This window comes from Actinoplanes palleronii (assembly GCF_016862315.1).
Classification (GTDB): Bacteria; Actinomycetota; Actinomycetes; order Mycobacteriales; family Micromonosporaceae; genus Actinoplanes; species Actinoplanes palleronii.
The window spans coordinates 202704-227630 of the sequence record NZ_BOMS01000053.1 but is presented as its reverse complement, the minus strand read 5'-3'; the positions used below and the strand labels follow the sequence as shown (position 1 = coordinate 227630).

The window sequence follows — 24927 nt, the reverse complement described above, 5'->3', positions numbered from 1 at the left end:
GCGGTCCGGGGCGGAGCGGGGGTCGCGCGAGGCTGCCACGGGACGTGGCTTGTAGCCTACGGGCGGGACTCCCGTTTCGTACCAAATGGGGGTTTAACTGAGGTCGGCCAGGAGTTGCTCGATCGTGTCGGTGGCGGCCGGGGTGTAGAGGTGCTCGTCGGTGCGCGGGCAGAGGCCGGTGGCCTGCAAGGCCTGGTGGACGTGGCCGGTGGCGTTTACCACTTCGTAGCCGTGGCCGCTGCGCATCGCGCGGGTGTAGCCGACCAGCAGCACCTCGAGGCACTCGCTGCCGATCAGGTCCACGCCGGCCATGTCGACGACGACCCGGGAGTTGCGGGCCCGGTCGAAGGCCTGCCGCAGCTCACGGCGCAGCTCGGCACCGGATTCCCGGTCGAAGTCGCCGTCCAGGTGCAGCACGACGGTCGACCCGGTCTTGCCCGGGTCACGGTGGATCACACAGCGCACATCGCCCATGTCCCCGGTCTACTCGCGCCAGGTGTCCGGGGGCCGAACAGCACGAAAAGAGGACATCCTCCGGAATGAGGGCTACGTCACGGGACGGACCGGGCGGGACCCGGCCGTCTACCGTGTGGCGGTGGAGATCGAACTCTGGGCGATGGTCGGCGAGCCCGAGGCGCTCGCCCTGGCCGGGCCGGGAGCGACGCTGCTGACCGGGGCCGGCGCCGCCTACGCGGTCGGCTCGGACACCCTCGTGGTGATCGGCGGCGGGGTCTCCGGTGAGGCGCACGCCGCCGCCGAGGAGATGATCCTGCCGGGGCCGTTCCCGGAGCTGATCGAGGAACGGCTGGCCGGGATGCTGCGGCCGGTGGTGCACGCGTTCGCCCGGATGCCGGACGGCTGCCTGGCGCTCGGCGCGGCGCAGGCGACCGAGCTGAGCTACCGCCGCGGCGCGCTGCACGACATCCGGCTGCGGTTCGAGGCGCCGGTCCCGTCCGACCTGCTCGGCCGGGTTCCGCCCGGGATGGACTGGCTGGACCTCGCGGTCGACGACCCGGTCGGCGCGATGGAACGGTTCATCGCCTCCTGGTACGCCGAGATCCCGGAGCGGCGGGAGACACCCGCCGCGGCCGGGCTGCCCACCGCGCTCCGGGCCTTCCACCGGGCCGCCGCCGGCCGGCCCGAGGTGTACGGAATGACCTCCCGGATCTACCCGGAGCCGTTCGCCGGCCACCCGGAGGAGCTGATCACCTTCGGTCAGGACGGCGACGGGGTGGTCACCGTGCTGATGGAGCCGGACGGTGACGACCCGCGGGTCTACTACGACGGGCTCAGCGACCGGCTGCTCCCGGAACGCGAACGGCTGAGCCGCTACCTGCTGCACGCCACCCTGGCCCGGGCCGCGATGGACTCCCCGCTCGGCGGGATGGCGTTCGTCGACCGGCCGCAGGCCCGGCGGGTGATCGCCCCGCTGCGCCGGGTGCCGCTGCAACCGATGCGCTGGCCGTCGCTGTTCTCCCGGTGTTACGCCGGGCCGGGCACTGTCGTGCTGATCGGCGAGGACGACGCGGACTGGTTCGAGATGTACGTCGGGGTCCGCCGCCCCGGCCTGCTGCGCCGGCTGCGCAAGCTCGGCCTGGACTGGGAGTCGTTCACCGACTCCGCCGAGCCCGAGTAGAGCACCTCACTTTCGCTTCAGCCCCCGGCTCAATCGTCCGATGAATGGGCCATGTCCGCTCCGAACCGCGTCCTGCGCCGGGTACACGGCACCACCGCCGTGGCGCTGGGCCTGCTCGCCTTCGTCCTGGGCTGGTTCGCGATCGGCCTGGTGCACGTCTGGTCGCATCCGATCGTCGGCTGGGTGCCGCTGCCGGTGCTGCCCCTGCTGTTCGCGTACGAGTGCCGGCGGATCGCCCGGACCCCGGAGCTGGACCGGGACACCCGCCGGTTCTGGGGCAACCTGGGCCTGTCCAGCGTGGTGCTGGTGATCAGCGTGCTCAGCAACATGGCCGACGCGCTCGGCGGACCGTCGCCGTCGCAGGCCTTCAGCGTCCGGACCGAGCTGATCTTCGGGGTGATCCTGGCGATCATCATGTGGTCGCTGCTGCGCCTGCCGGCCTGGCAGCGCTCGCGCAGCGACTGGCTGCGGTTCGGCCTGGACACCACCGTCGTCCTGCTCACCGGCAGCGTGCTGACCTGGCACTTCTGGCTGAGCCGGGTCGACTTCGGCGACTCGCCGACGGCCGCGCCGGCCTCGATCCTGCTGATCGTGGTGGTGGCCATCGTCTCGCTGGTCACGTTCATCAAGGTGGCCTTCGCCGGGGCCGGGCAGCTGGACCGCCGGTCGCTGCACCTGCTCTCACTCGCGGTGGCCCTGTCCGCGGGCACCGCCGGCGTCGCACCGGTGCTGGCCGGCCGGCCCTACCTCAGCACCGCCATGCTCGCCATCTCGGCGTCGCAGTTCGTCGGCGTGCTGGCCGCGCGCCGGCAGTGGCGCATGCGCGACGCGCCGGCCGCGCCCCGGCCCCGGTCACGGCGGTTCAGCGTGCTGCCGTACATCGCGGTGGCCGCGCTGTACCTGACCGTGCTCGCCATGGAACTGCCGCAGGGCGGGCACGAGGCGGTGATCGCGATGGCCGCGACCGCGCTGACCGTGCTGGTCGTACTGCGGCAGATCAGCACGCTGCGGGACAACGCGCAGCTGCTGGACACCGTCGACACCAGCCTGCGGCAGCTCACCGCGTACCAGAAGGAGCTGGACCACCAGGTCGCCCACGACCCGCTGACCGGCATCAGCAACCGCCCGGCGTACGCCGAACGCCTCTCCGCCCAGCTCGCCGGCGGTGAACCGTTCGTCGTGGTGCTGCTCGACCTGGACGACTTCAAGGTGGTCAACGACCGGCACGGGCACGAGACCGGCGACGCCCTGCTGCAGGCGCTGAGCCACCGGCTGCGTAACAGCCTGCGCACCCGGGACACCGTGGCCCGGCTCGGCGGCGACGAGTTCACCCTGCTGCTGCCCGGTATCGACACCGACGACACCGAGCTGCTGCTGCGCCGGCTGATGGACGCCGTGCAGGAGCCGATGGTGCTGGGCGGCCGGGAGATGGCCCCGCGGATCAGCGCCGGGGTGACCCGCAGCGCGGCCGGCGACTCGCCCGAGGAGCTGCTGCGCCGCGCGGACGTGGCGATGTACGCCGCCAAGAACGCCGGTGGCGGCCGCTGGACCTGGTTCGACCCGATCATGGACTCCCGCGCGGACACCGACGCCCGGCTCGGCGCCGACCTGCGTCAGGCGATCGCCCGGGACGAGCTGTTCCTGCTCTACCAGCCGATCGTCGAGCTGCCGACCGGCCGCCTGGCCGGGCTGGAGGCGCTGGTCCGCTGGCGGCACCCGGAGCACGGCCTGGTCTCGCCGGCCGACTTCATCCCACTCGCCGAGCGCAACGGGCAGATCATCGAGGTCGGCCGGTGGATCCTGGCGCAGGCGATGCGCCAGATCGCCGCCTGGCACCACGAGTACGGCCCGGCCGCGCCGGAGAAGGTCTCGGTGAACGTCTCGGCCCGCCAGCTGAACGAGCCGGGCTTCCCGGACGAGGTCGCCGCCCTGCTCGCCTCGACCGGCCTGGACCCGGACCGGCTGGTGATCGAGGTGACCGAGACCGCGGTGCTCGGCACCGGCGCCGCCCTGGAGTCGGTCCGCCGCCTCGACGCGCTGGGCCTCAAGATCGCGCTGGACGACTTCGGCACCGGCCAGTCGTCGCTGAGCCTGCTCGTCGACACCCCGGTGAGCTGGCTGAAGGTGGACAAGTCGTTCGTCGACGGGGTGACCGTCGACAGCCCGGAGGCGGTGATCGTGGACGGCCTGATCGGGATCACCCGCGGGCTGCGCATCCAGGCGATCGCCGAGGGGGTGGAGACCGCCGAGCAGGCCGCCCGCCTGCACCAGGCCGGTTACCGGTTCGCACAGGGCTTCCACTTCGCCCGCCCGATGCCGGACAGCGACGTGGCGCTGCTGCTGGACCGTCTCAGCCATCGAGAATCTCGACAAATTCAACTGATTTAGTAGACAAGGTGGGGGATGCTCGGGAAAACTCCCGGCCATGGATTGGACCATGGCGCTCGCCGGTCTCGGCGTCGGCATCATCGTCGGCCTGACCGGCATGGGTGGCGGCGCCTTGATGACGCCGATTCTGGTGCTGCTCTTCCACGTGAACCCGGTCGCCGCGATCTCCAGCGACTTGGCGGCCAGCGCCGTGATGAAGCCGTTCGGCGGCGCGGTGCACGCCCGGCGCGGCACGGTGAACTGGAGGCTGGTCGGCTGGCTCTGCGCCGGCAGCGTCCCCAGCGCCTTCCTCGGGGTGCTGCTGCTGCGCCTGCTCGGCGACGACGAGAGCGTGCAGCACACCCTCAAGATCGCCCTGGGCGCCGCGCTGCTGCTGGCCGCCGCCGGCATGCTCCTCAAGGCGTGGACCGCCCGGCGCACCGGAGACGGCCCGCCCGCCGAGATCGTCGTCAGGCCGGTGCCGACCCTGCTGATCGGCATCGCGGGTGGCCTGGTGGTCGGCCTGACCTCGGTCGGCTCCGGCTCGCTGATCATCGTGGCGCTGCTCGCGCTCTACCCCCGGCTCCGGGCCAACGATCTGGTCGGCACGGATCTGGTGCAGGCCGTCCCGCTGGTCACCGCGGCCGCCCTGGGACACGCGTTCTTCGGCGACCTGCACCTGGACATCGCCGGCGCGGTGGTGCTCGGCTCCATCCCGGGCGTGCTGATCGGGTCCCGGATCTCCTCGCGCGCCCCGGGCGGACTGGTCCGATCCGCCCTGATCATCGTGCTGCTGGCCAGCTCGCTCAAGCTGTTCGACCTGTCCACCCTGGTGGTCGGCGCGGTGGCCGGCGGCGCGGCGCTGATCGCGATCGGGCTCGGCCTGAGCCGGCGGTACCGCAAGCCCGCCCCGGCACTCGCACCGGACCGCGAGACGATCTCCGCCTGACGGCTTATCCCTCATCTCCCGGCCGCCCGTGCCGATCTGTGACAGGTTGACGGGGGAAAGGGTCCGATGAACGTACGGCAGAAGCTGCTCGCCGGTTACCTGGTGGTGGCGCTCCTGGTGGTGGCCACCGCGCTGACCGCATGGCTCACCGACACGGCGTCGGCACGCCGGGCGGCCGCGCTCGAGGCGGCCCAGGTGGCCCGTGGCATCGGCAAGGACATCGCGCTCGGGCTGCCGGTCGACACCCCCGGCGAGGTGATCACCCCGCTGTACAACCACCGGGCGGCGCTCACCAACTACATCAACCGGCTGCACGACAACCAGCGCCGGGACGTCGTCGTGGTGGACACCACGAAGTACATCCTGGGCGACGCGGTGATCGAGAACATCGGCTCGGTCTTCGACCACGACACCGGCAACGAGGTCGGCAGGACCATCGCCGACGGCCGGTCCCGGGTCTTCGTCGAGCAGAGCGTCGACTATCCGCAGGGCATCAAGCAGGTCGTGGTGCAGATGACCCGGGCCAGCGGCGTGGTGGTCGGCGCGGTCATCCTGGAGTACACCCCGCTCTACGAGCAGATGCTGGCCGGCACCCGGCAGGCGCAGATCGTCATCCTGTGCACCGGGTCGGTCGCCTTCCTGTCCGTACTCGTGATCGGTTTTCTGCTGGCGACCTCGCTGACCCGGCGGATCACCGCGCTGACCACCGCGGTCCGCGTGATCCGCACCGGGGACTACTCGCACCGGGTGCCGGTGACCGGCGGCCGCGACGAGATCGGGCGGCTGGCCGGCGCGTTCAACGCGATGGCCGGCGAGCTGGAACGCTCGGCCCGGGAGATCCTGGCCAAGGAGTACACCGACAGCATCCTGGCCAACGCCGGCGAGGGCATCTGCGGCCTGGACACCACCGGCCGGATCGCGTTCGCCAACGCCGCGGCCGGCCGGATCACCGGGCTCGGCGTGGCCGGCCTGCTCGAGCGCGACGCCGCGGAGGTGCTGCCGGAGACGGCCGGGCTGACCGCCGCCACCCGGGAGGGCCGGCTGCAGCGCGCCGACGGCACGAGCGTGACCGTGGAGTACACGGTCAACGCGATCGAGAAGGACGGCCGGGCGATCGGCGCGGTCATCCTGCTGCGCGACGTCACCCGGCAGCACGCCCTCGAGTACGACCTGCGCCACCAGGCCCTGCACGACGGGCTGACCGGCCTGCCCAACCGCAAGCTGCTGCTGGACCGCCTGGAGCACGCGCTCACCCGCTCCCGGGCCGCGTCGGAGCCGCTCGCCGTGCTCTACCTGGACCTGGACGGGTTCAAGCGGGTCAACGACAGCCTCGGGCACAACGCCGGTGACCTGCTGTTGCGTACCGCGGCGGAGCGGCTCACCGGTGTGCTGCGGGCCCAGGACACGGTGGCCCGGCTGGGTGGCGACGAGTTCGCGGTGCTGCTGGAGAACGCCGCGCCGGAAGCCGTCGAACTCCTCGCGCAGGAGTGCCTGGACGCGCTGGCCCGGCCGTTCCTGATCCACAACCGCGAGGTGCTGGTCACGGTCAGCGTCGGCGTGGTGCCGGACGCGGCCCGCTACACCAGCGCCGACGAGGTGCTGCGCAACGCCGACGTGGCCATGTACGCGGCCAAGGACCAGGGCAAGAACCGCTTCCTGACGTTCGAGAACCGGATGCACGAGCAGCTGCTGAGCAGGCTGGACCAGGAGTCCCGGCTGCGCGACGCGGTGCACCGGGGCGAGCTGCGGATGCACCTGCAGCCGGTGGTCTCGGTGCCGGACGGGCAGATGGTCGGCGCCGAGGCACTGGTGCGCTGGCAGGACCCCCAGCACGGGCTGCGGCAGCCGGGATCGTTCATCCCGCTCGCCGAGGAGACCGGCATGATCGTGGAGATCGACCGGTGGGTGCTGATGGAGGCCTGCCGGACGATCAAGCAGTGGCAGGACGACGACCCGGCCACCGCGCCGGCCTGGGTCAGCGTCAACCTCTCGGCCGCGCACCTGGAGGTGCCGGACCTGACCGACCGGATCGCGTACGCCCTGTCCACCAGCGGGCTGCCGGCCCGCTGCCTGGTGCTGGAGCTGACCGAGACGATTCTGATGCGCGACATCGCGGTGACCGCGGCCCGGCTCGAGGAACTGCGCGAGCTGGGCGTGAAGATCGCCATCGACGACTTCGGCACCGGGTACTCGTCGCTGGGTTACCTGCGCGACATCCCGGTGGACGTCCTCAAGATCGACCGCTCGTTCATCACCGGGATGACCGGCAACGGGCGCCAGCAGGAACTGGTGAACGCGGTGATCCAACTCGGTCACATGCTCGGCCTGCGGGTGGTGGTCGAGGGCATCGAGGAGGCCGACCAGCTGGCCCTGCTCAGCGTGATGGGCTGCAAGTTCGTCCAGGGCTACCACCTGGGCCGGCCGGTGCCGGCCGACGAGCTCCGAGTGCTCCGGGCAGCGCCCGCCGTGCACGCCTGAGACCCCTCACCGGGACAGGCCCAGGTGGGTGCCCACCGTTTCGCGCTTGCCACCTCGGGGTTAGCAATCCGGCACCGGTCTAGGGTGGTAGCGCCGCGCCGACGGAAGGGGCCCCACTTGGCATCGCTGCGCGATCGGGCGTACCAGGAACTGCGTCGGCGGATCCTGACCACCGAGCTGGCGCCGGGCGAACGGCTGGTGGAGCGTGACCTGGCGGCGGACCTGGACGTGTCGCGGATCCCGCTGCGGGAGGCGTTGCGCCTGCTGGAAGCGGACGGCCTCGTGCTGCAGGTGCCGCACCGGGGCGCACTCGTCGCGCCGTTCACCCCGGCCGACGTCCGCGACCTGTTCGACGTCCGGGAGTCCCTGGAGGCGCTCGCCGCCCGGCTGACCGCGGAGCGCCGGGACGACGCCGGGCTGGCCCGGCTCCGCGAGCGGCTGAGTGCGGCCCGCACCGCCACCGCGGCCGGCGACGAGGCCGGGATAGCGGCAGCGAACGCCGGCTTCCACGCGGACATCGTCGAGATGGCGGCGAACCCGCTGCTCACCGGCCTGATGCGGCCGCTCGAGGCGCGGACCCACTGGCTGTTCCGGCTGACCGCGCAGCGCGACCCGGCGCGGCAGTGCGCGGAGCATGAGGAGCTCTACGAGGCGATCGAGGCGGGCGCGGCGGAGAAGGCGGCCGCGCTGGCGCACGAGCACGTGGCCAGTGGGCGGGAGACCAGCCTGCGCCTGGCCGAGCGGTGGGCACACCCGGAGGTCGACCCGGCCGCTGTCGCGGCCAAACGCCGGCGCCGCCGAGCGTGAGAAAAGCGGCCGCCTTGAGAAAAGCGGCCATGAGGAAAGCGGCCGCAAGCAGTGCGGGCCTCGAGAAAGCCGGGCGCCAGGAGTGCCGGCTGGTTCTCAGGGGTGCCTCCGGGGGCCGGAGGCACCCCTGAGAACCAGCCAGGAACGGTGAGCGAGCCGGCCCCGCCCTCCCGGGCTGATCGGGTGAGCGGGGCCGGTGTATCGGGGTGCGTCAGCTCTGGACGAACACCGAGACAGTACGCGCCGGTGCTGTGAACGTGCCGGTCGCCGGGGCGAACGATCCGGTCCGGACCAGCGGGTCGGCGGAGGACCGCTGCACCGGGTGCAGCGCGACGCTCTTGCCGGCCAGAGCCGGGACCGTCTGGGTGGCGGCCGCCGCGGTGGAGTTGAAGACCACCGTGATCGACTTCCACTGACCGCCGAGGCCCCGGGCGTCCAGGGTCATGGTGATCACGCCGGGCGTCTCGCCGGCGCCGGAGAGCGGGAACGCCAGCCGGTCCTGCACCTGCTTCGCGGTGGCCAGGCCGAACACCGGCGAGGACTTCCGGATCTTCAGCAGCTCCTGGTAGCGGTTGTCGGCCAGGGCGATCGCCGCGCAGTCCGCCTTCAGGGCCGGGTCGGCGAGCAACGGCTTGGCGTACGGCCACTTCGACTGGTTGTCGGCCGCCGGCGGCAGGCCCTTGCCGAAGCCGTTGCCCTTCGTGCAGTCCCACTCGACGGCGTTGAACCAGTCCCCCGAGTTGAACGAGTTCCGGTCGAGGGACTTCGAGCGGAGCCGTTCACTGCCGGCCGCCACGAAGCCGACGCCCTGACCGAGCACGGTGGTGGCGAGCGCCACCGACTGTGACCGGGCCCGGTCGGCCGCCGAGGTGGCCTGCGGGAGTTTGTAGGCGAGTGCGTCGTAGAGGATCTCGTTGTCGTGCGCGTCGACGTAGGTGATCGCCTCGTCCGGCGCGGCGGTGTATCCCGCGGGTGCGCCGTTGTAGTCGATCTGCGCCCCGGTGACCGTCGACCCCGACGAACCGGTGAACGAGTAGCCAGCGAGATTGCCGGTCAGACCGACTTTGATCAGGTCCTGGTAGTGCAGCAGCCGCTCCCGTTGCGAGGCTGCCGTGCCGTTCACCGGGTCGCCGTTCGGCTGGTCCGCGAGACCCGAGGCGAAGCCCTGCACTCGCGGGTTCTCGTCGAACGGGCCACCGCCACGGACCGCGTCCCGGAGCCGGTCGTTGAACGTGCCGATCCCGGTGCCGGCCATCTCGGTCTGGCTCGCCTGCACGAAGCGGGCGTTGTCGGCCACCTCGCCGAAGTTCCAGCCCTCGCCGTAGACGTAGATGCTCTTCCCGTCCACGCCGTCACGCGCGAGGGTGAGCCGGTCCAGCGCCTTGCGTACCGCGAGGATGTTCGCCTTCGGGTGGTGACCCATCAGGTCGAACCGGAAACCGTCCACCTTGTACTGCTTGGCCCAGGTGACGATCGAGTCGACGACCAGCTTGCCCATCATCGCGTTCTCCGGCGCGGTGTTGGCGCAGCACGTCGAGGTGGCCACCGAGCCGTCGGCGAGCAGCCGCTGATAGTAGCCCGGCACGATCTGGTCGAGCACCGACTTGTCGTCGACACCGGCCGCCGAGGTGTGGTTGTAGACGACGTCCATCACCACGCGCAGGCCGGCGTGGTTGATCCCGGCGACCATGGAGCGGAACTCCTTGGTGCGCTGGGTGGGGTCGACGGCGTAGCCGCCCTCCGGGACCGTGTAGTGCAGCGGGTCGTAGCCCCAGTTGTAGCCGTCCGTGCCGGCCACTGCCGCGAGGCAGGCCTGCTGCTGATCAGAATCGGGCGGCAGGGTGGCCAGGTCACAGGCGGGCTGCGCCTGGTCGGCCCGGTTCTCCGGAATGGTGGCGAAGTCGAACACCGGGAGCAGGTGCAGGTGGGTGACGCCCGCGGTGGCGAGTGCCGCGAGGTGTTTCGTCGCCGCGGTCTTCTGCGTGAACGCCGCATAGGTGCCGCGCTCGTTCGCCGGAACGGAACTGTCCGAGATGGAGAAGTCCCGTACCGAAAGCTCCTGGATCTGGATCTTCGCGGGTGTGACAGCGGCCGGCTTCTTCAGCGACTTCCAACCGGCCGGCGCGAGGGCCGGATCACCGAGATCCAGGAACCGGCTCTGCTGGGAGTCGGTGGAGAGCGCCACCGAGTACGGGTCGGTCACCGACGCGGTGACGACCTTCTGCGCGGCCGGCTGCCACGCGGTGACCCGGAACTTGTAGTACTTGCCGTACCAGCTCTTCTCGCCCTTGATCGACCAGATGCCGGTGCGGTCGTCGCGGGTCATCGGCTTGACCGCGTCGCCGAGCTCCAGCTCGACCTTGCTCGCGGTCGGCGCCCAGACCGAGACCGACGGTTTGCCGGCGGCGAACACCGGACCGAGATCCGCACTCGCGGCGGAAGCGTAGACATCGTCAAGGACACCCGCCGTCTGCACTCCCGTCGCGGCAAGCAGCTTGCCGGCCGCATCCCGCTCCGTGACGACGACCTGTCCGCGCAGAATGTCGGCAATGTGCCGCGCGTTCACCGCGAACGCTCCGTACTGCCACAGGTGCGGGAACGCCGCCCGCTGCGCCTCGGTCAACCCGTTGCGCCGCGAGTTGAGCCGCGTGCTCTGATAGGAACCGGTCAGTTCACCGTCGGCCACCCCGATCCCGCCGGTCGCCGACCAGACCAGGTCGTAGACCTTGCCGTCGGTGCCCGCGCCGACCTCCTGCAGCGTGGTGCCGGTGCTCGTCTGCCAGGCGATCGTCGAGCGGTCCATCCAGACCGCCGACTCCTTGGACAGATCCGTCGATCCGCCACCGCCCGCGGTCTTGACCAGCGGCAGCAGCCGCTTCTCCTGACCGCCGAGCAGCCACACCTCGTGGCCCGCCTCCGCGAAGGTCAGACGCTGGTCGGTCGGCAGGTCCTTGGCGTCGCCGTTGTGGATGATGTAGCTCAGCCCGGCCGCGCCGTCGGCGAGCGGCACCTGGAAGACCGCGCCGAACGCGTCGAACCGGGCCGGCTTCAGCGGGCTGCCCCAGTCGGTGCCGGTCGCCGCGCCGTCCCAGACGTGCAGGCCCCAGCCGTCGTAGTCGCCGTCCGCCTTGCGCCAGTGGATGACCGCCGTCGACGTGTCCTGCGCCGGGTCGGGCTGACCGGTGGCGGCCTGCCTCGACGGGTAGACCGCGGTGTCGCCCTGCTTGATCCACACTTCCGGTGTCGTGCTCGGATCGAGCGTCCGGTCCGCGTCGGTGTCCTTCACCCCGTCCTTGCTGACCGCGATGAACCCGACGCTCTTGGCGTTCGGCGCGAGCTTGACGTAGGCGAACCGCCCGAACGAGTCCTCGCCGGCGAACGGCTGCCCGGCGGGCCACGTGGTGGACATCGACGGGTCGACGTCGCCCCAGGTGTAGAGGCCGTAGTCGTCGTAGCCGCCGGCCGGGCGCTGGTAGTGCACGATCGCGTAGTCCACGGTGGACGCCGCGGCCGGGGTGCCGACGGTGATGCTGGTCGAGGACGACGCGAGCCGCCCCAAGCTGTCCCGCACCACCGCTTTGTACTTCACCGTGGTGCCGCCGGCCAGCCCGTCCAGGTCGTGGTAGATCCGGTACGGCGCCTTGTCGGCGGTGCCGAGCAGCTCCCACGCGCCGGTGCCGACCTGCGCGGCGAAGGTGACCGTGGCGAGCGGGTCGCCGGTGGTCGCGGCCACCAACTCGGTCCGGGTCGCCACCCGGTCGCCCGCCTTCGGCGTGCTGATCGTGACGGTGGGCGCGGCAGTCGGCACGGGCACTGTCACACCCGATTTGAGTACGACGGTGGACAGCGCCGGCACGGTCACCGTGATCTTGCCGGTACCGTCCGCGGTGACCGGGGCCGCCCCGCCGTACAGGCCGGTGAAGGTGGCGCCGGGTGACGAGGTGGCGAAGCTGACCGTCTGGGTGGTGGTGGCGCTGTTCGCGGCGACCACGTACTCGGACCGCTTGGCGCGGTCCAGCCGGGACACCGCGAAGACGCCCTGGCCCTCGGCCGCGTACCGGGTCAGCTGCACGCCGTTCACCAGCGCCGGGTGTGCCCTGCGGAGCTTCGCGAGCGCGGCGATGGCCTGGTAGAGCGGGTGCGTGGTGGTGTAGTTGTCGACCGCGTGGGTGCTGTCGGTGCCGATCAGGTCGTCGTCCAGGTAGTCCGCGCTCTTGCTGGCGAACATGTCCTGGCGGGCGTCCTTGTCACCACCCGGGCCGGTGAAGCCCTGCTCGTCGCCGGAGTAGACGACCGGCTGGCCACGGGTCAGGAACATCAGCTCGTGGGCGAGCTGATCCCGCTTGAGCTGGGTGTCGGCGGTCGAGGCGGCCGCGATGAACGAGCCGATCCGGCCCATGTCGTGGTTGCCCAGGAACGTCGGCAGCCGTTCGGCGCTGGTGCTCTGCGTGGTGTAGAGGTCGTCCTTGGCGTAGACGTCGGCGAGCCCGGTCGCGGCGCCGGCTCCGGTGACGAACGCCTGCGCGGCGGCCTGGAACGAGAAGTCCAGCGTGGCCGGGAGCTCACCCTGGCGTACATAAGAGGATTCGATTTCTTGATCGGCGCTGTAGACCTCGCCGAACATGAAGAAGTCCTTCTTGCCCGCCCTGTCGGCGGCCTTGGTGATCCCGGCGGCGAACTGCGGCCAGAAGTCCATGTCGGTGTGCTTGACGGTGTCCAGGCGGTAGCCGTCGATGCCGGTGCTGGTGATCCAGTCGGCGTAGATCTTCGTCATGCCCTTGACCACCTCGGGACGCTCGGTCCACAGGTCGTCGAGGCCGAAGAAGTCGCCGTATTCGCTGTTCTCGCCGGAGAACGTCGAGTCACCGCGGTTGTGGTAGATGTTCACGTCGTTGAGCCAGGCCGGGGTCTTGGCCCTCTTGTCCTTGGCGTCGACGACCGGCGTGTAGGGGTAGGACGTCGCGTCGACCGGCGGGAACCCGTTCTTGCCGGTCGCGTAGTTGCGGTCCTCGAACGGCTGGCCCTCGGTGTCGGTGTACGGCGACGCCGTCTTGTCGACGTACGTATAGGTGTTCTCGGCGTACTTGATCACGTCAGCGGTGTGGTTGACGATGATGTCCAGGTAGATCTTCATGCCCCGCCGGTGTGCGAGCGTGACCAGCTTCTTCAGGTCCGCGTTCGTACCGAAATGCGGGTCGACCTGAGTGAAGTCGGTGATCCAGTACCCGTGGTAGCCGGCCGAGACGTCGGTGCCGCTGCCCTGGACCGGACGGTTCTTGAAGACCGGGGCGAGCCAGATCGAGGTGGTGCCGAGCCCCTGGATGTAGTCCAGTTTCTCGATCACGCCCTTGAGGTCGCCGCCGTGGTAGAAGCCCTTGTCGGCCGGGTCGTATCCGGTGGACAACCGGTCACCGGTGAGACCGCCCTTGTCGTTGGACACGTCACCGTTGGCGAACCGGTCCGGCAGGACGAAGTAGTACTGCTCGTTGGTCGCGGGCCGGTCGGAGCCCCAGTTCGCGACGACGGACGCGCTCGGCTCGGCCGGGGCGGCGGACGCCTCGGCGGCCGGGACCGCGATCAGCGGGAGGAGAAGGCTGAGCAGCGCGGCCCCCAGCCGCGTTTTACTCGATGCCACGGGTGCACCTTCCGATTCGGTGGATATCAGATGTGGCGCACGGACCACACCTGGAAGGTAGGCCCATCACCAGATATTTCAATACATCCATCGGCGGCGACCTTCAGTTCGCCGGCGCCGCCGTAGAGGTTCTCGCCGCTGACGCCGGTCGGCAGCCCGGCCAGGCGCAGCGGTTCGCCCGCCGCCCGCCGGGCCACCACCAGCACCGCGTCGTCGCGCGTCTCGCGCAGGAAGGCCAGGGTGTCGCCGGACGCGTGCGCCCAGCGCAGGCCGCCGGCACGCAGCGCGGGCTGCGCCCGGCGCACCGCGAGGAGCGCACGGTAGGCGGCGAGGGTGCCGCGGTCCCAGGTCTCCGGGCGGTGCCAGGGCATCGGCGTACGGGAGTGCTCGCCGTTGATCCCGGTCAGCCCCAGCTCGTCCCCCGCGAAGATCATCGGGGTGCCGGGCAGCGTGCAGAGCAGACCCACGGCCACCTCGTGGCGAGCCGCGTCGCCGACCACCGAGCGGATCCGCGGGGTGTCGTGCGAGCTGAGGATCTGCCACGAACTGGCCCACGAACGCCAGGACATCTGCGCCGCGAACGCGCTCATCGTCGCCACCAGCGCGCCGGCGTCCCGGTCCGGGATCTCGCCGGGCACACCCAGGAAGTCGTCGAACGGCAGCACCGCGGCGCGCAGCCAGCTCCACACCGGACGGGTGAAGCCGGCGTAGTTCATCGTGCCCTGCCAGCCGTTGCGGTCCAGGTCGGCGGTGGCGTCGTGCGCGTGCTCGCCGATCAGCAGCGCGTCCGGGCGGACCTGCTGGACGGCGCGGCGCAACAACACCGCCGCCTCCCGCGACCAGTCCTCGGCGCCGCGGCGACCGGTCATGTTCGCCACGTCGATCCGCCAGCCGTCCAGGGCGTACGGGTAGGTCAGCCAGTGCTGGGCGATCCGCGCGAACCGGCGGCGCAGCTCGGGACTGCCCCAGTTGAGCTTGGGCAGACTCGGCGCGCCGAGCCAGGACTCGTAGCCGCCGTCCGGGGTGAAGTAGTAGAGGTCCCGCTCGGCCGGGAACCACGGATGGGCGGCGCCGGTGTGGTTCGTGGTCAGGTCACCGATCAGGCGCATCCCCCGCGCGTGGGTCGCCTCGGCCAGCCGGACCAGCGCGGTGTCGCCACCGAGCAGCGGGTCCACCTGGTCGAACGAGCTGCTGTCGTAGCGGTGGTTGGAGCGGGACGGGAAGAACGGGGTGAGGTAGAGCGTGTTCGCGCCGAGGGCGGCGACGTGGTCCAGGTGGTCGGTGACGCCGTCCAGGTCACCGCCGTACCACTGGGTGCCTTTGAGCGGACCTTGGGCCGCAACCGGTTCGTCCCAACCGCAACGGACCGCCCAGTCCGGGGTCTGCCGGGAGTCCGCCGCGGCGGACTTCCCGAAGCGGTCCGGGAAGATCTGATAGACCACCGCGTCGCGGGCCCAGGCGGGTGCCGGGGCGTAGGAGACCAGCCGGAAGTCGGTCGAGTCCGGCACGTCGTGCGAGGTCAGGCCGCAGCCGGTCAGCCAGCGCACCGCACCACCCGCGGTGCGGAGCAGGAACCGGTACGGCGTGACCGGGTTCCGCACCTGCAGCTCGGCCCGCCACCACTGTCCGCCGGCGTCGCGCCGGTCCAGCACCGCCGAGGTGAAGACCGGCTCGCCGTCGCGGACCCAGCGCATGTGCACCCGCGACACCCGGCTCCCGGCCGGCGCCCGGACGAAGACGTTGACCGTCTCGCCCAGGGCCGGCGCGGGGTTCGAGACGTACCCCTCGGAGCCGTCGTGGTGCGGCCGGAGCAGCCCGGTCATCCCTTCACCGCACCCGCGCTGAGACCCTCCACGATGTAGCGCTGCAGGTACATGAACACACCCACGGTCGGGATCGCGGTGAGCAGCGTGCCGGCGCAGAACATCCCGAAGTTGGTGTTCCGCTCCGAGCCCTGCACCAGGCCGTACAGGCCGACCGAGAGCGTCTTGGCGGCGCCGTCGCGCAGGAACACGTTGGCGATCAGGAACTCGTTGATGGTGCCGATGAACGCGAGCAGTCCGCTGACCGCGAGGATCGGCGACACCAGCGGCAGCAGGATCTTGAAGAAGATCTGTACGTGGGAGGCGCCGTCCACGTGCGCCGACTCGTCCAGCTCCTTCGGGACCGTGTCGAAGAAGCCCTTCATCAGCCAGGTGTTCACGCCCAGCGCGCCGCCCAGGTAGATCAGGACCATGCCCCACCAGGTGTTGAAGCCGATCGGTGGCCACAGGTCGGTGACCGTCGAGAAGATCAGGAACAGCGCGACGATCGCCAGGAACTGCGGGAACATCTGGATCAGCAGCAGCGCCAGCAGACCGGTGCGCCGGCCCCGGAACCGCCGCCGGCTGAACGCGAACGCCGCCAGCGCGGAGAGGAACACCGACAGGAAACTGGCCAGGGCGGCGATCACGACCGAGTTGACGAACCAGTGCCCGAAGTCGGTGTCGCTCCACAGCCGCGAGAAGTTGTCCGGTGACACTCCGCTCGGCACCAAGGAACTCGACGAGAGTGTTCCCAGCGGGTTGACCGCCGCGGAGAGCACGAAGGCGATCGGCCCGAGCGAGAAGAGCACGGCCAGGATCGCGACCAGGTGACGCCACCCGACCTGCTTGATCCACTTTGCTGTCGCCGTCATGAGTAGACCTCTTCCTGTGCGCGGGTGCGCCGGAAGCTCACCGCGGAGACCACGGCCACGATCATGAAGATGAAGATCGAGACGGCCGCGGCGAAGCCGTACTGGGCGCCGGATCCGCCGAAGGCCAGGCGATACGTGTACGTGATCAGCAGGTCGGTCGCCCCGCTGTTCGGATTGTCGGCCGGGAACGGGCCGCCCTCGGTGGTCAGGAAGATCGCGTTGAAGTTGTTGAAGTTGAACGCGAACGACGAGATCAGCAGCGGGGTCAGCGCGATGAGCAGCAGCGGCAGCTTGACCCGGCGGAACGACTGGAACGGCCCAGCACCGTCCACCTTGGTCGCGTCGGTCAGCTCCCCCGGTATCGCCTGCAGCGCACCGGTGGTCACCAGGAACATGTACGGATACCCGAGCCACAGCTGGACCAGCAGCACCGCGAACTGTGCGGTGATCGGAGTGCCGAGCCAGTCCACGTGGATGCCGAGCACGTTGTTGATCAGGCCGAAGTCGGTGTTGAACATGTCCCGCCAGACCAGCAGCATCGCGAACGACGGCATGGCGTACGGCAGGACCATCAGGATCCGGTAGAGCCCGCGGAACCGCATCCGGGTCGACTGGAGCGCGATCGCGCAGAACATGCCGAACACGAACGTGCCGCCGGTGGAGCCGATCGCGAAGACGAAGTCCCAGATCAGCGTGCCGAGGAAGGCGCTCGCGACGTCGTCGTCGGTGAACGCCCGGGTGAAGTTGGCGAACCCGACGTTGACCTTCCAGCCCTGGGCCAGGCGCTCGCCGTCGGCCGCCACGAACGCGCCGGCCGACTCGTCCGCCGGCCACACCTTGCCGGTGACGGTGTCCTTGATGGCGTCGGCCACGGCGTCGTACGCCCGGACCGCCTTGCCCTCGTACGCCCGGGACAGTCCGGCCGAGCGGATCGCGCCCGCCGCGGTCGGCACCGCGAAGTCGGTGATCTCCGCGCTCCGCGTGCTGGCCTGCCCCGCGGTGAGCACGGTGTACCCGGCCGGCGGGTTCCCGTCGGCCGGCCGCAGCCCGCCGGCGTCACCGATCTGCACCTGCCCGGTGGCCGGATCGGTGATCAGGAAGACCAGCGCGCCGGTGGCCGGGTCGCCCTGGGTGGCGATCCGCAGCCGGTACTCGGTGGAGCCCGGCACCCGGGTGACCGAGCCGGTCTGAATCGCGGTGACCGCGTCCGCCTTGCTCCCCCGGTGACCGTCGCCGAAGTTGGTGAACGCCGTGCTCGCCGTGTAGAGCACCGGGAAGATCTGGAAGATGATCAGGAAGATGGTGCCCGGGACCAGGTACTTCGCCGGGACGTGCCGCGGCGTGAGGTACAGGTAGAGCAGTCCGGCGGTCGTCGTGACCAGGACGCCCAGGCCGACCCAGTGGTCGCCGGCGATCAGCGGGAACGCCGCCCAGACGGCGACCGCGACGAGCAGCCCGAGCAGCAGCACCTTGGTGATCAGCCCGGCCGCGGTGACGGACCGCTCCGCCGGGGGCTCCGTGACGGGGAGGACCCGCTGGGTGGCGGGCCCTCCGAGCTGCGTCGTCATTACTTGATCTGAGCCGAGATCGTCTTGGCTGCCGCGGCGACGGTGGTCTTGGCGTCGGCGCCGCCGATCACGGCCGCCTCGGCCTTGCCGAACGGCTCCCAGATCGCGGCCATCTCCGGGATCGCCGGCAGCGGGATGGCGTTCTTGCCGGCCTCGGCCCACTTGGCCAGGTCCGGGTCCTGCGCCTTGACCTGCTCCAGGGCCGCGGTCAGCGCCGGCGGGCGGGGCTCGGCGTCGTAGAGCGCGACGGCCAGCTCCGGGGTGGTCACGTAGTTGGTGACGAACTCCTGGGCGAGGGCCTTGTTCTTGCCCTTCGACGCGACGTAGAAGGTCTGCACACCGAGGAACGGGGTGGCCTCCTTGCCGCCCTTGAACCCGGGGACGGCGGAGATGTCGTACTTGAGGCCGGCCTTCTTCACGTCCGCGGTCGCCCACGGGCCGGAGACCAGGAACGCGCACTTCTTGCCGGTGAACGTCGCGATCGCGTTGTCCGGGCTGATCGACCGCTTCAGGGCGCCGTCACCCTTCTCGCCGAGGGCGCGCAGCTTCTCGAACGCCGCGATCGAACCCTCCTTGCCGACACCGAGGTCCTTGGCGTCGTAGCCACCGTCCGCGGCCGTGCCGAACAGGTAACCGCCGGCCGAGGCGTACAGCGGGTAGGCGTGGTAGGCGTCGCCGTTCTGGCCGGACTGCAGGCAGAGGATCTCGGAGACCTTCTTGTCGGCCTTCAGCTTCTTGCCCGTGGCGACCAGGTCCTCGATGGTGGCCGGTGCGGCCGGGGCCAGCTCGGTGTTGCGGATCAGGCCGAGGTTCTCGGTGGCGTACGGGACGCCGTACGTCTGGCTGTTGAAGGTGACCGCCTTCAGCGCGCCGGGCTGGATGCCGCTCTTCTGCTCGTCGGAGAGCTGGACCGGGTCGACCGCCCCGTTCTGCACGAGGTTGCCGATCCAGTCGTGCGCGCCGACCATCACGTCCGGGCCGCTGCCCTGCTGGGAGGCGGTCAGGAAGGTGGTCTGCTGGTCCTTGGAGATCGCCTGGATCTTGACGGTGACGCCGTTCTCCTGGCCGAACTTGTCGGCGAACGGCTTGAGCGCGGCGGAGCGCTTGTCGTCGGCCCAGATCACCAGCTCGCCGGTGGCGGCGGACGCCTTCGGCCCGGCGGCCTTGTCGTCCTTGCCGTCGCCACAAGCCGCGGCGCCGACCAGGCAGAGCATGCTCGCCGCAAACACTCCTGCGGTGCGAATGCGCATGGAAATACTCCCGTTCTTAAACGGATTTAGCACGAGAAAAGGGGTGTCCTGAGCGCAGGCATGACACGGCGCTCACAAGATCGGTAAGGTGTCGTCCTTGTTGCCGGGACGTTAGCAAGCTCTTGCAGTCAATGGAAGGGCTTGCAAGACGATGGCCGGTAACAGCTCGGCACTACAGTGGCAACATGCGTGCACGGATGGCGGACATCGCCCGTCAAGCCCAGGTCAGCGAGGCGACGGTCTCTCGCGTCATCAACGACCGCCCGGGCGTCTCCCCGGAAACCCGGCAGGCGGTCCTCACCGCCCTCGACGTGCTCGGCTACGAGCGCCCCGAGCGACTCCGCAAACGCAGCGCCGGCCTGGTCGGCCTGGTCGTGCCCGAGCTGGACAACCCGATCTTCCCGGCGTTCGCCCAGGTCATCGAGTCGACCCTGGCCCAGTCCGGGTACACCCCGGTGCTCTGCACCCAGTCACCGGGCGGCGTCACCGAGGACGAGTACGTGGAGATGCTGCTCGACCGGCAGGTCTCCGGCATCGTCTTCGTCTCCGGCCTGCACGCGGACACCACCGCCGACGTCGAGCGGTACCGCCGGCTGCTGGCCCGGCCGCTGCCGATCGTGCTGGTCAACGGGCACACCAACGGCATCAACGCGCCGTTCGTCTCGTGCGACGAGCAGCTCGCCGGCGACCTGGCGGTGGGGCACCTGGCCTCGCTCGGCCACCGCCGGATCGGGATGATCTCCGGCCCGCACCGGTTCAGCCCGGTGCAGCGCAAGCTGGCCGGCTACCGGGTGGCGATCCAGCGCGAGCTGGGTGTGCCGGCCGCCGAGGTGGACGACCTGGTGGAGCTGACCCTGTTCGGCGTCGAGGGCGGCGAGGTGGCCGCGGAACGCCTGCTGAACAAGGGCGTCACCGGCATCATCTGCGGTTCCGACCTGATGGCGCTGGGCGCGATCCGGGCCGCGCGACGCCGCGGGATGACGGTGCCGACCGAGGTGTCGATCATCGGGTTCGACGACTCGCCGCTGATGGCGTTCACCGACCCGCCGCTGACCACGCTGCGCCAGCCGGTCTCCTCGATGGCGGTGGCCGCGGTCCGCTCCCTGGTGGACGAGATCAACGGGCACGGTTCGGACAGGTCGGAGTACCTTTTCCGCCCCGAGCTGGTGGTCCGGAACTCGACCGCGATGGCGCCCGCGCACCGCGCGTTGACGGCGAACACCCCGGCCGCCTGATCCGGCCCGAGCCGGGCCCGATCCGCACCCTGAGTCGGCCCCTGAGCCGGCCGCTGAAAGAAACTTGCTGCAACTTCTTGCACGATCTGCCAGAGAAATCCGCGCCGCCGCTCAAGAGAGCGTGTTCTCCGACTCCTTTGAGCGGCAGGCGCCGGCGCTGGTGACGCGCAGATCGCCGCGCTGGCGACCTGCGACGGCGACGTCATCCGGCAGCTCCCGCAAGCACATGCAGATCTCTTGCAGCACAAGCCAGCCGCCCGAATGTGACTCCCGTCACATGGGGCGGCTGGCCGGCGACGGCGTCAGCGGCGCGGGACGACCGTCTCCACGGCCCACTGCCGCCAGGTGTCCAGCTTGTGCTCGACCGTGGCCAGCTGCTCGCGCACCGGCCCAGGCCCGGTCGAGCCCTTCGTCTTCCGCGCGGCCAGCGCCGACGACACCGACAGCACCTCACGCACCGACGGGTCCAGATGGTCGCTGACCGTCTTCAGGTCCTCGTCGGACAGGTCCTCGAGCTCGCACTCCCGGGCCGAGCACAGCGCCACCAGCTTCCCGGTGATCTCGTGCGCGTCGCGGAACGGCACGCCCCGGCGGACCAGCCAGTCGGCCACCTCGGTGGCCAGGGAGAAGCCGACCGGCGCCGCGGCGGCCAGCCGGTCCACCCGGACGGTCATCGTGGAGATCATCCCGGCCAGGGCGGGCAGCAGCAGCTCCAGGGTGTCGACCGCGTCGAAGGCGGGCTCCTTGTCCTCCTGCATGTCCCGGTCGTACGTCAGCGGCAGTCCCTTGAGCATGGTCAGCACCGTGACCAGGCCGCCGATCAGGCGGCCGCTCTTGCCACGGGCCAGTTCGGCGATGTCCGCGTTCTTCTTCTGCGGCATGATCGACGAACCGGTGGCGAACGCGTCGTCGAGCTCCACCCAGCCGAACTCGGTGGAGGTCCAGAGGACCACCTCCTCGCCGAGGCGGGACAGGTGCACGCCGATCAGCGCGGTGGTGAACAGGAACTCGGCGACGAAGTCACGGTCGGCGACGGCGTCCATCGAGTTCTCCGCCGGCGCGGAGAAGCCCAGCTCGCGGGCGACGGCGGCCGGGTCCAGCGGCAGCGACGAGCCGGCCAGCGCGCCGGAGCCGAGCGGGCTGATCGCGGTCCGCACGTCCCAGTCGCGGAGCCGCTCCAGGTCGCGCAGCAGCGGCTGGACGTGGGCCAGCAGCCAGTGCCCGAAGCTGACCGGCTGTGCGTGCTGCACGTGGGTCAGGCCGGGCGCCGCGGTGTCGACGTTGCGGGCCGCCTGCTCGGTCAGCGCGTCGGCCAGCTCGATCAGCGCGACGGCCACCCCGCGGGCGTGGTCGCGCAGGTAGAGCCGCAGGTCGGTGGCGACCTGGTCGTTGCGGGACCGGCCGGCGCGCAGCTTGCCGCCGAGCGCGCCGAGGCGCTCCAGCAGGCCGCGCTCCAGCGCGGTGTGCACGTCCTCGTCCTCGATGGTGGGGCGGAACTCACCGGCGGCGCAGGCCGACTCCAGGTCGTCCAGCGCGGCCAGCATCTTGCCCAGCTCGTCCGCGTCGAGCAGACCCGCGTTCGCCAGCACGCGGGCGTGCGCGCGGGAGGCGAGCAGGTCGTACGGCGCGAGGCGCCAGTCGAACTGGACGCTGACGCTCAACCGGGCCAGGGCTTCCGCCGGCCCGCCGGCGAACCGCGCACCCCAAAGCCTGGTCGGCTCGTCACTCTCCGGCACACCCACTCCTCGATCGTTCACTCTGTGCATTCCTGGTCGACCCTATCGTCAACCACGGCCTGCATAATAATGCCACACATCTGATAAAGTTACAGCATGGCGAATCTCGATCTCACCGGCGACGTCGTCGCCCTCACCCGCACCCTCTGTGACATCCCCTCGGTCAGCGGCGACGAGAAGCAGCTCGCCGACGCCGTGGAGAGCGCGCTGCGGGAGTTCGCCCACCTGGAGGTGCTGCGCGACGGTGACGCCGTGGTGGCCCGCACCGGCCTGGGCCGGGCGACCCGGGTGGTGCTCGCCGGTCACCTCGACACCGTGCCGATCGCGAACAATCTGCCGGTCGTCGAGGACGGCGACCTGCTGCGCGGCCGCGGCACCGTCGACATGAAGGCCGGTGTGGCCGTCATGCTGCAGCTCGCCGCGCTGCTGACGACGCCGCGTTACGACGTCACCTACGTCTTCTACGACCACGAGGAGGTCGCGGCCAAGCTCAACGGCCTGGGCCGCCTGGTGCGCAACCACCCGGCCTGGCTGACCGGCGACTTCGCGATCCTCGGCGAGCCCTCCGACGGCACGGTCGAGGGTGGCTGCCAGGGCACCATGCGCGTGAAGATCACCGTGCCCGGTGTCGCCGCGCACGCCGCCCGCTCGTGGCGCGGCAGCAACGCGATCCACAGCGCCGGCGGCGTCCTCGACGTGCTCCGAGCCTACGAGCCGCGCCGGCCGATCGTCGAGGGCCTGCAGTACCACGAAGGCCTGAACGCCGTGAAGATCGAGGGCGGCATCGCCGGCAACGTGATCCCGGACCTCTGCACGGTGTTCGTCAACTACCGCTTCGCACCGGACCGCGACGTCGCGGCCGCCGAGGCCCACCTGCGCGAGGTCTTCACCGGCTTCGCGCTCGAGGTGACCGATGCCGCACCGGGCGCGCGTCCGGGCCTGGACCAGCCGGCCGCCAAGGAGTTCGTCGAGCTGGTCGGCCGCACCCCGCAGGCCAAACTCGGCTGGACCGACGTCGCCCGCTTCGCCACCCTCGGCGTCCCCGCGGTCAACTACGGCCCCGGCGACCCCCTGCTCGCCCACACCGACGGCGAGTTCGTCCCGGTCCCCGAGATCCGGACCGCGCTCGGCAACCTGACCCGCTGGTTGGTGTAACCCCCATGGGGTACGACCTGGGCACAGCCCCCGCCGGACAACGCGAGGCAGTCCCGCTCACGATCGCTGAGCGGGCGTCCGGGGTGGTGCGGGTGGTCCAGGTCAGGGCACAACGGCCCGGGTCCGGCGGTCACCCGAGGTGACCGTCCGGCCGGACCAGGCCGACCTCGGTCCTGACGTGCTCCCCGGTGCGCAGCCGCTGGAAGAGGGTCGTGCCGTCCGGGAAGGACAGGTCCGGCACCCGTCGCCCGCTCGGATACGTCACGTCGAGCCCGGACAGCCGCTCGGCCAGCTGCCGTGACATCTCCGGCACCGTCGCGATCAGCCGGCTGAGCACCGCCCGCAGCGCCTGACCCTCCGGCGTCCAGCCGGTCATCAGCGCGGTCTGGGCCCGGGTGTGCTCGAGCAGGATCGCGCCGACCGGGTGCCGCTCCTGGTGGTACGTGTCGAGCAGGTCCTCGCCGGCCCGGCCGGTGACCACCGCGGCGAGCTTCCAGCCGAGGTTGTGCGCGTCCTGGATGCCGACGTTCATCCCCACCCCGCCGGCCGGGAAGTGCTGGTGGGCGGCGTCGCCGGCGAGCAGCACCCGGCCACGGCGGTACTCGGCCGCCTGCCGGGTCGCATTGCCGAACCGGGACAGCCAGACCGGGTCACGCATGCCGAAATCGGTGCCGGCGATGCGCCGCACCGTCGCGCGCAACTCGTCGAGGGTCAGCTCGCCCGGCCACCCGGGCCCGTCGCAGGACGGGTCCGAGCCGACGAGCCGGGTGACACCGCCGCCGAGCGGCACGGCCATCACGGCGCCGTGCGGCCCGGCGATGCTCGCGGCGCTCCGCTCGGGTGGCGCGTCGAGCACCACGTCGCCGAGCCACCCCCAGGTGCCGGCCTCGGTGCCGGGGAAGTCGATGCCGGCCGCCGCGCGGACGGTGCTGCGGACGCCGTCGCACCCGGCCACGTACCGGGCCGCCACCACCTCGCCGGTCGCCAGCTCCACGCCGTCGCCGGTCAGGCCGGTGACCCGGCAGCCTCGGCGGACGGTCGCGCCGAGGTCCCGCGCCCGGATCTCGAGGAGCTCCTCGGTGCGCGCCTGCGGCAGCGCCAGCGTGTAGGGATGCGGCGTGTCCAGCACCGCGAAGTCCATCCGGTCGGGCAGGCCGCCGAAGTGCCCGGACGGGATCCGCACCCCCTCGGCCAGGAACGCCGCCGCGACACCGCGGCTGTCGAGGACCTCGATCGTCCGGGGGTGGATCGTCAGCGCCTTGGAATGCGGATCACGCTCGGTCCGCGACTCCAGCACGGTGACGGTGGCGCCACCCAGGCGCAGCTCACCGGCGAGCCAGAGCCCGGTGGGCCCGGCGCCCACGATCACGACGTCATCCATGACTACCTCCTCTTGGTCACTGACCAACAATGTGTGGTCGAGTAGACTTGGTC

15 protein-coding genes are annotated in these 24927 nt (G+C 70.9%); 7 read left to right on the top strand and 8 right to left on the bottom strand.

Going from position 1 to position 24927, the window contains the following annotated elements:
- Positions 1-93 precede the first annotated feature (93 nt).
- The gene (locus Apa02nite_RS20720; RefSeq protein WP_203826418.1) at positions 94-474 is read right to left on the bottom strand and encodes an STAS domain-containing protein; all 381 of its coding nucleotides are present in this window, start codon (positions 472-474) and stop codon (positions 94-96) included.
- A gap of 121 nt (positions 475-595) precedes the next feature.
- Between Apa02nite_RS20720 and Apa02nite_RS20715 the strand changes: the two genes are divergently transcribed.
- From Apa02nite_RS20715 to Apa02nite_RS20695, 5 genes are all read left to right on the top strand, one after another.
- Entirely contained in the window at positions 596-1636 is a 1041-nt protein-coding gene (locus Apa02nite_RS20715; RefSeq protein ID WP_239164433.1) for a hypothetical protein, read from the top strand.
- Positions 1637-1687: 51 nt separating this feature from the next.
- The gene (locus Apa02nite_RS20710; protein WP_203826416.1) at positions 1688-4024 is read left to right on the top strand and encodes a putative bifunctional diguanylate cyclase/phosphodiesterase; all 2337 of its coding nucleotides are present in this window, start codon (positions 1688-1690) and stop codon (positions 4022-4024) included.
- Between the two features lie 37 nt (positions 4025-4061).
- Positions 4062-4952: a sulfite exporter TauE/SafE family protein gene (locus tag Apa02nite_RS20705; RefSeq protein WP_203826415.1), complete on the top strand. Its 891-nt coding sequence runs from the start codon at positions 4062-4064 to the stop codon at positions 4950-4952.
- 66 nt (positions 4953-5018) lie between these two features.
- Positions 5019-7430 carry an EAL domain-containing protein gene (locus tag Apa02nite_RS20700; protein WP_203826414.1) on the top strand — a complete coding sequence of 804 codons (2412 nt, stop codon included), beginning with the start codon at positions 5019-5021 and terminating at the stop codon, positions 7428-7430.
- 117 nt (positions 7431-7547) lie between these two features.
- Positions 7548-8237: a GntR family transcriptional regulator gene (locus Apa02nite_RS20695; RefSeq protein ID WP_203826413.1), complete on the top strand. Its 690-nt coding sequence runs from the start codon at positions 7548-7550 to the stop codon at positions 8235-8237.
- Positions 8238-8448: 211 nt separating this feature from the next.
- Here the strand turns inward: Apa02nite_RS20695 and pulA are convergent, their stop codons facing one another.
- From pulA to Apa02nite_RS20670, 5 genes are read right to left on the bottom strand one after another with little or no spacing between them, the layout of a single operon-like run.
- Positions 8449-13872: a pullulanase-type alpha-1,6-glucosidase gene (pulA, locus tag Apa02nite_RS20690; RefSeq protein WP_203826412.1), complete on the bottom strand. Its 5424-nt coding sequence runs from the start codon at positions 13870-13872 to the stop codon at positions 8449-8451.
- 26 nt (positions 13873-13898) lie between these two features.
- Entirely contained in the window at positions 13899-15695 is a 1797-nt protein-coding gene (locus Apa02nite_RS20685) for a glycoside hydrolase family 13 protein (protein ID WP_203826411.1), read from the bottom strand.
- Positions 15692-16549, bottom strand: coding sequence for a sugar ABC transporter permease (locus Apa02nite_RS20680; protein WP_067696734.1), 858 nt, complete (start codon positions 16547-16549; stop codon positions 15692-15694). Before Apa02nite_RS20680 ends, Apa02nite_RS20685 begins: the two co-directional genes overlap by 4 nt.
- A complete protein-coding gene (locus Apa02nite_RS20675) occupies positions 16546-18117 on the bottom strand; it encodes an ABC transporter permease subunit (RefSeq protein ID WP_203826410.1) in 1572 nt (523 codons plus the stop codon). Before Apa02nite_RS20675 ends, Apa02nite_RS20680 begins: the two co-directional genes overlap by 4 nt.
- A complete protein-coding gene (locus tag Apa02nite_RS20670) occupies positions 18117-19367 on the bottom strand; it encodes a sugar ABC transporter substrate-binding protein (protein ID WP_203826409.1) in 1251 nt (416 codons plus the stop codon). The genes Apa02nite_RS20675 and Apa02nite_RS20670 overlap by 1 nt, the downstream gene beginning before the upstream one ends.
- A 185-nt stretch (positions 19368-19552) precedes the next feature.
- Here Apa02nite_RS20670 and Apa02nite_RS20665 point away from each other — a divergent pair, with 185 nt between their 5' ends.
- Positions 19553-20602, top strand: a complete 1050-nt coding sequence (locus tag Apa02nite_RS20665) for a LacI family DNA-binding transcriptional regulator (protein WP_203826408.1) — start codon at positions 19553-19555, stop codon at positions 20600-20602.
- A gap of 302 nt (positions 20603-20904) precedes the next feature.
- Here Apa02nite_RS20665 and argH read toward each other — a convergent pair whose 3' ends face one another.
- Positions 20905-22368: an argininosuccinate lyase gene (gene argH, locus Apa02nite_RS20660; RefSeq protein ID WP_203826407.1), complete on the bottom strand. Its 1464-nt coding sequence runs from the start codon at positions 22366-22368 to the stop codon at positions 20905-20907.
- A 66-nt stretch (positions 22369-22434) separates the two neighbouring features.
- Between argH and dapE the strand changes: the two genes are divergently transcribed.
- Positions 22435-23493: a succinyl-diaminopimelate desuccinylase gene (gene dapE / locus Apa02nite_RS20655; protein WP_203826406.1), complete on the top strand. Its 1059-nt coding sequence runs from the start codon at positions 22435-22437 to the stop codon at positions 23491-23493.
- Positions 23494-23623: 130 nt separating this feature from the next.
- Here the strand turns inward: dapE and Apa02nite_RS20650 are convergent, their stop codons facing one another.
- Positions 23624-24874, bottom strand: a complete 1251-nt coding sequence (locus tag Apa02nite_RS20650; RefSeq protein WP_203826405.1) for an FAD-dependent monooxygenase — start codon at positions 24872-24874, stop codon at positions 23624-23626.
- Between the last annotated feature and the right edge of the window lie 53 nt (positions 24875-24927).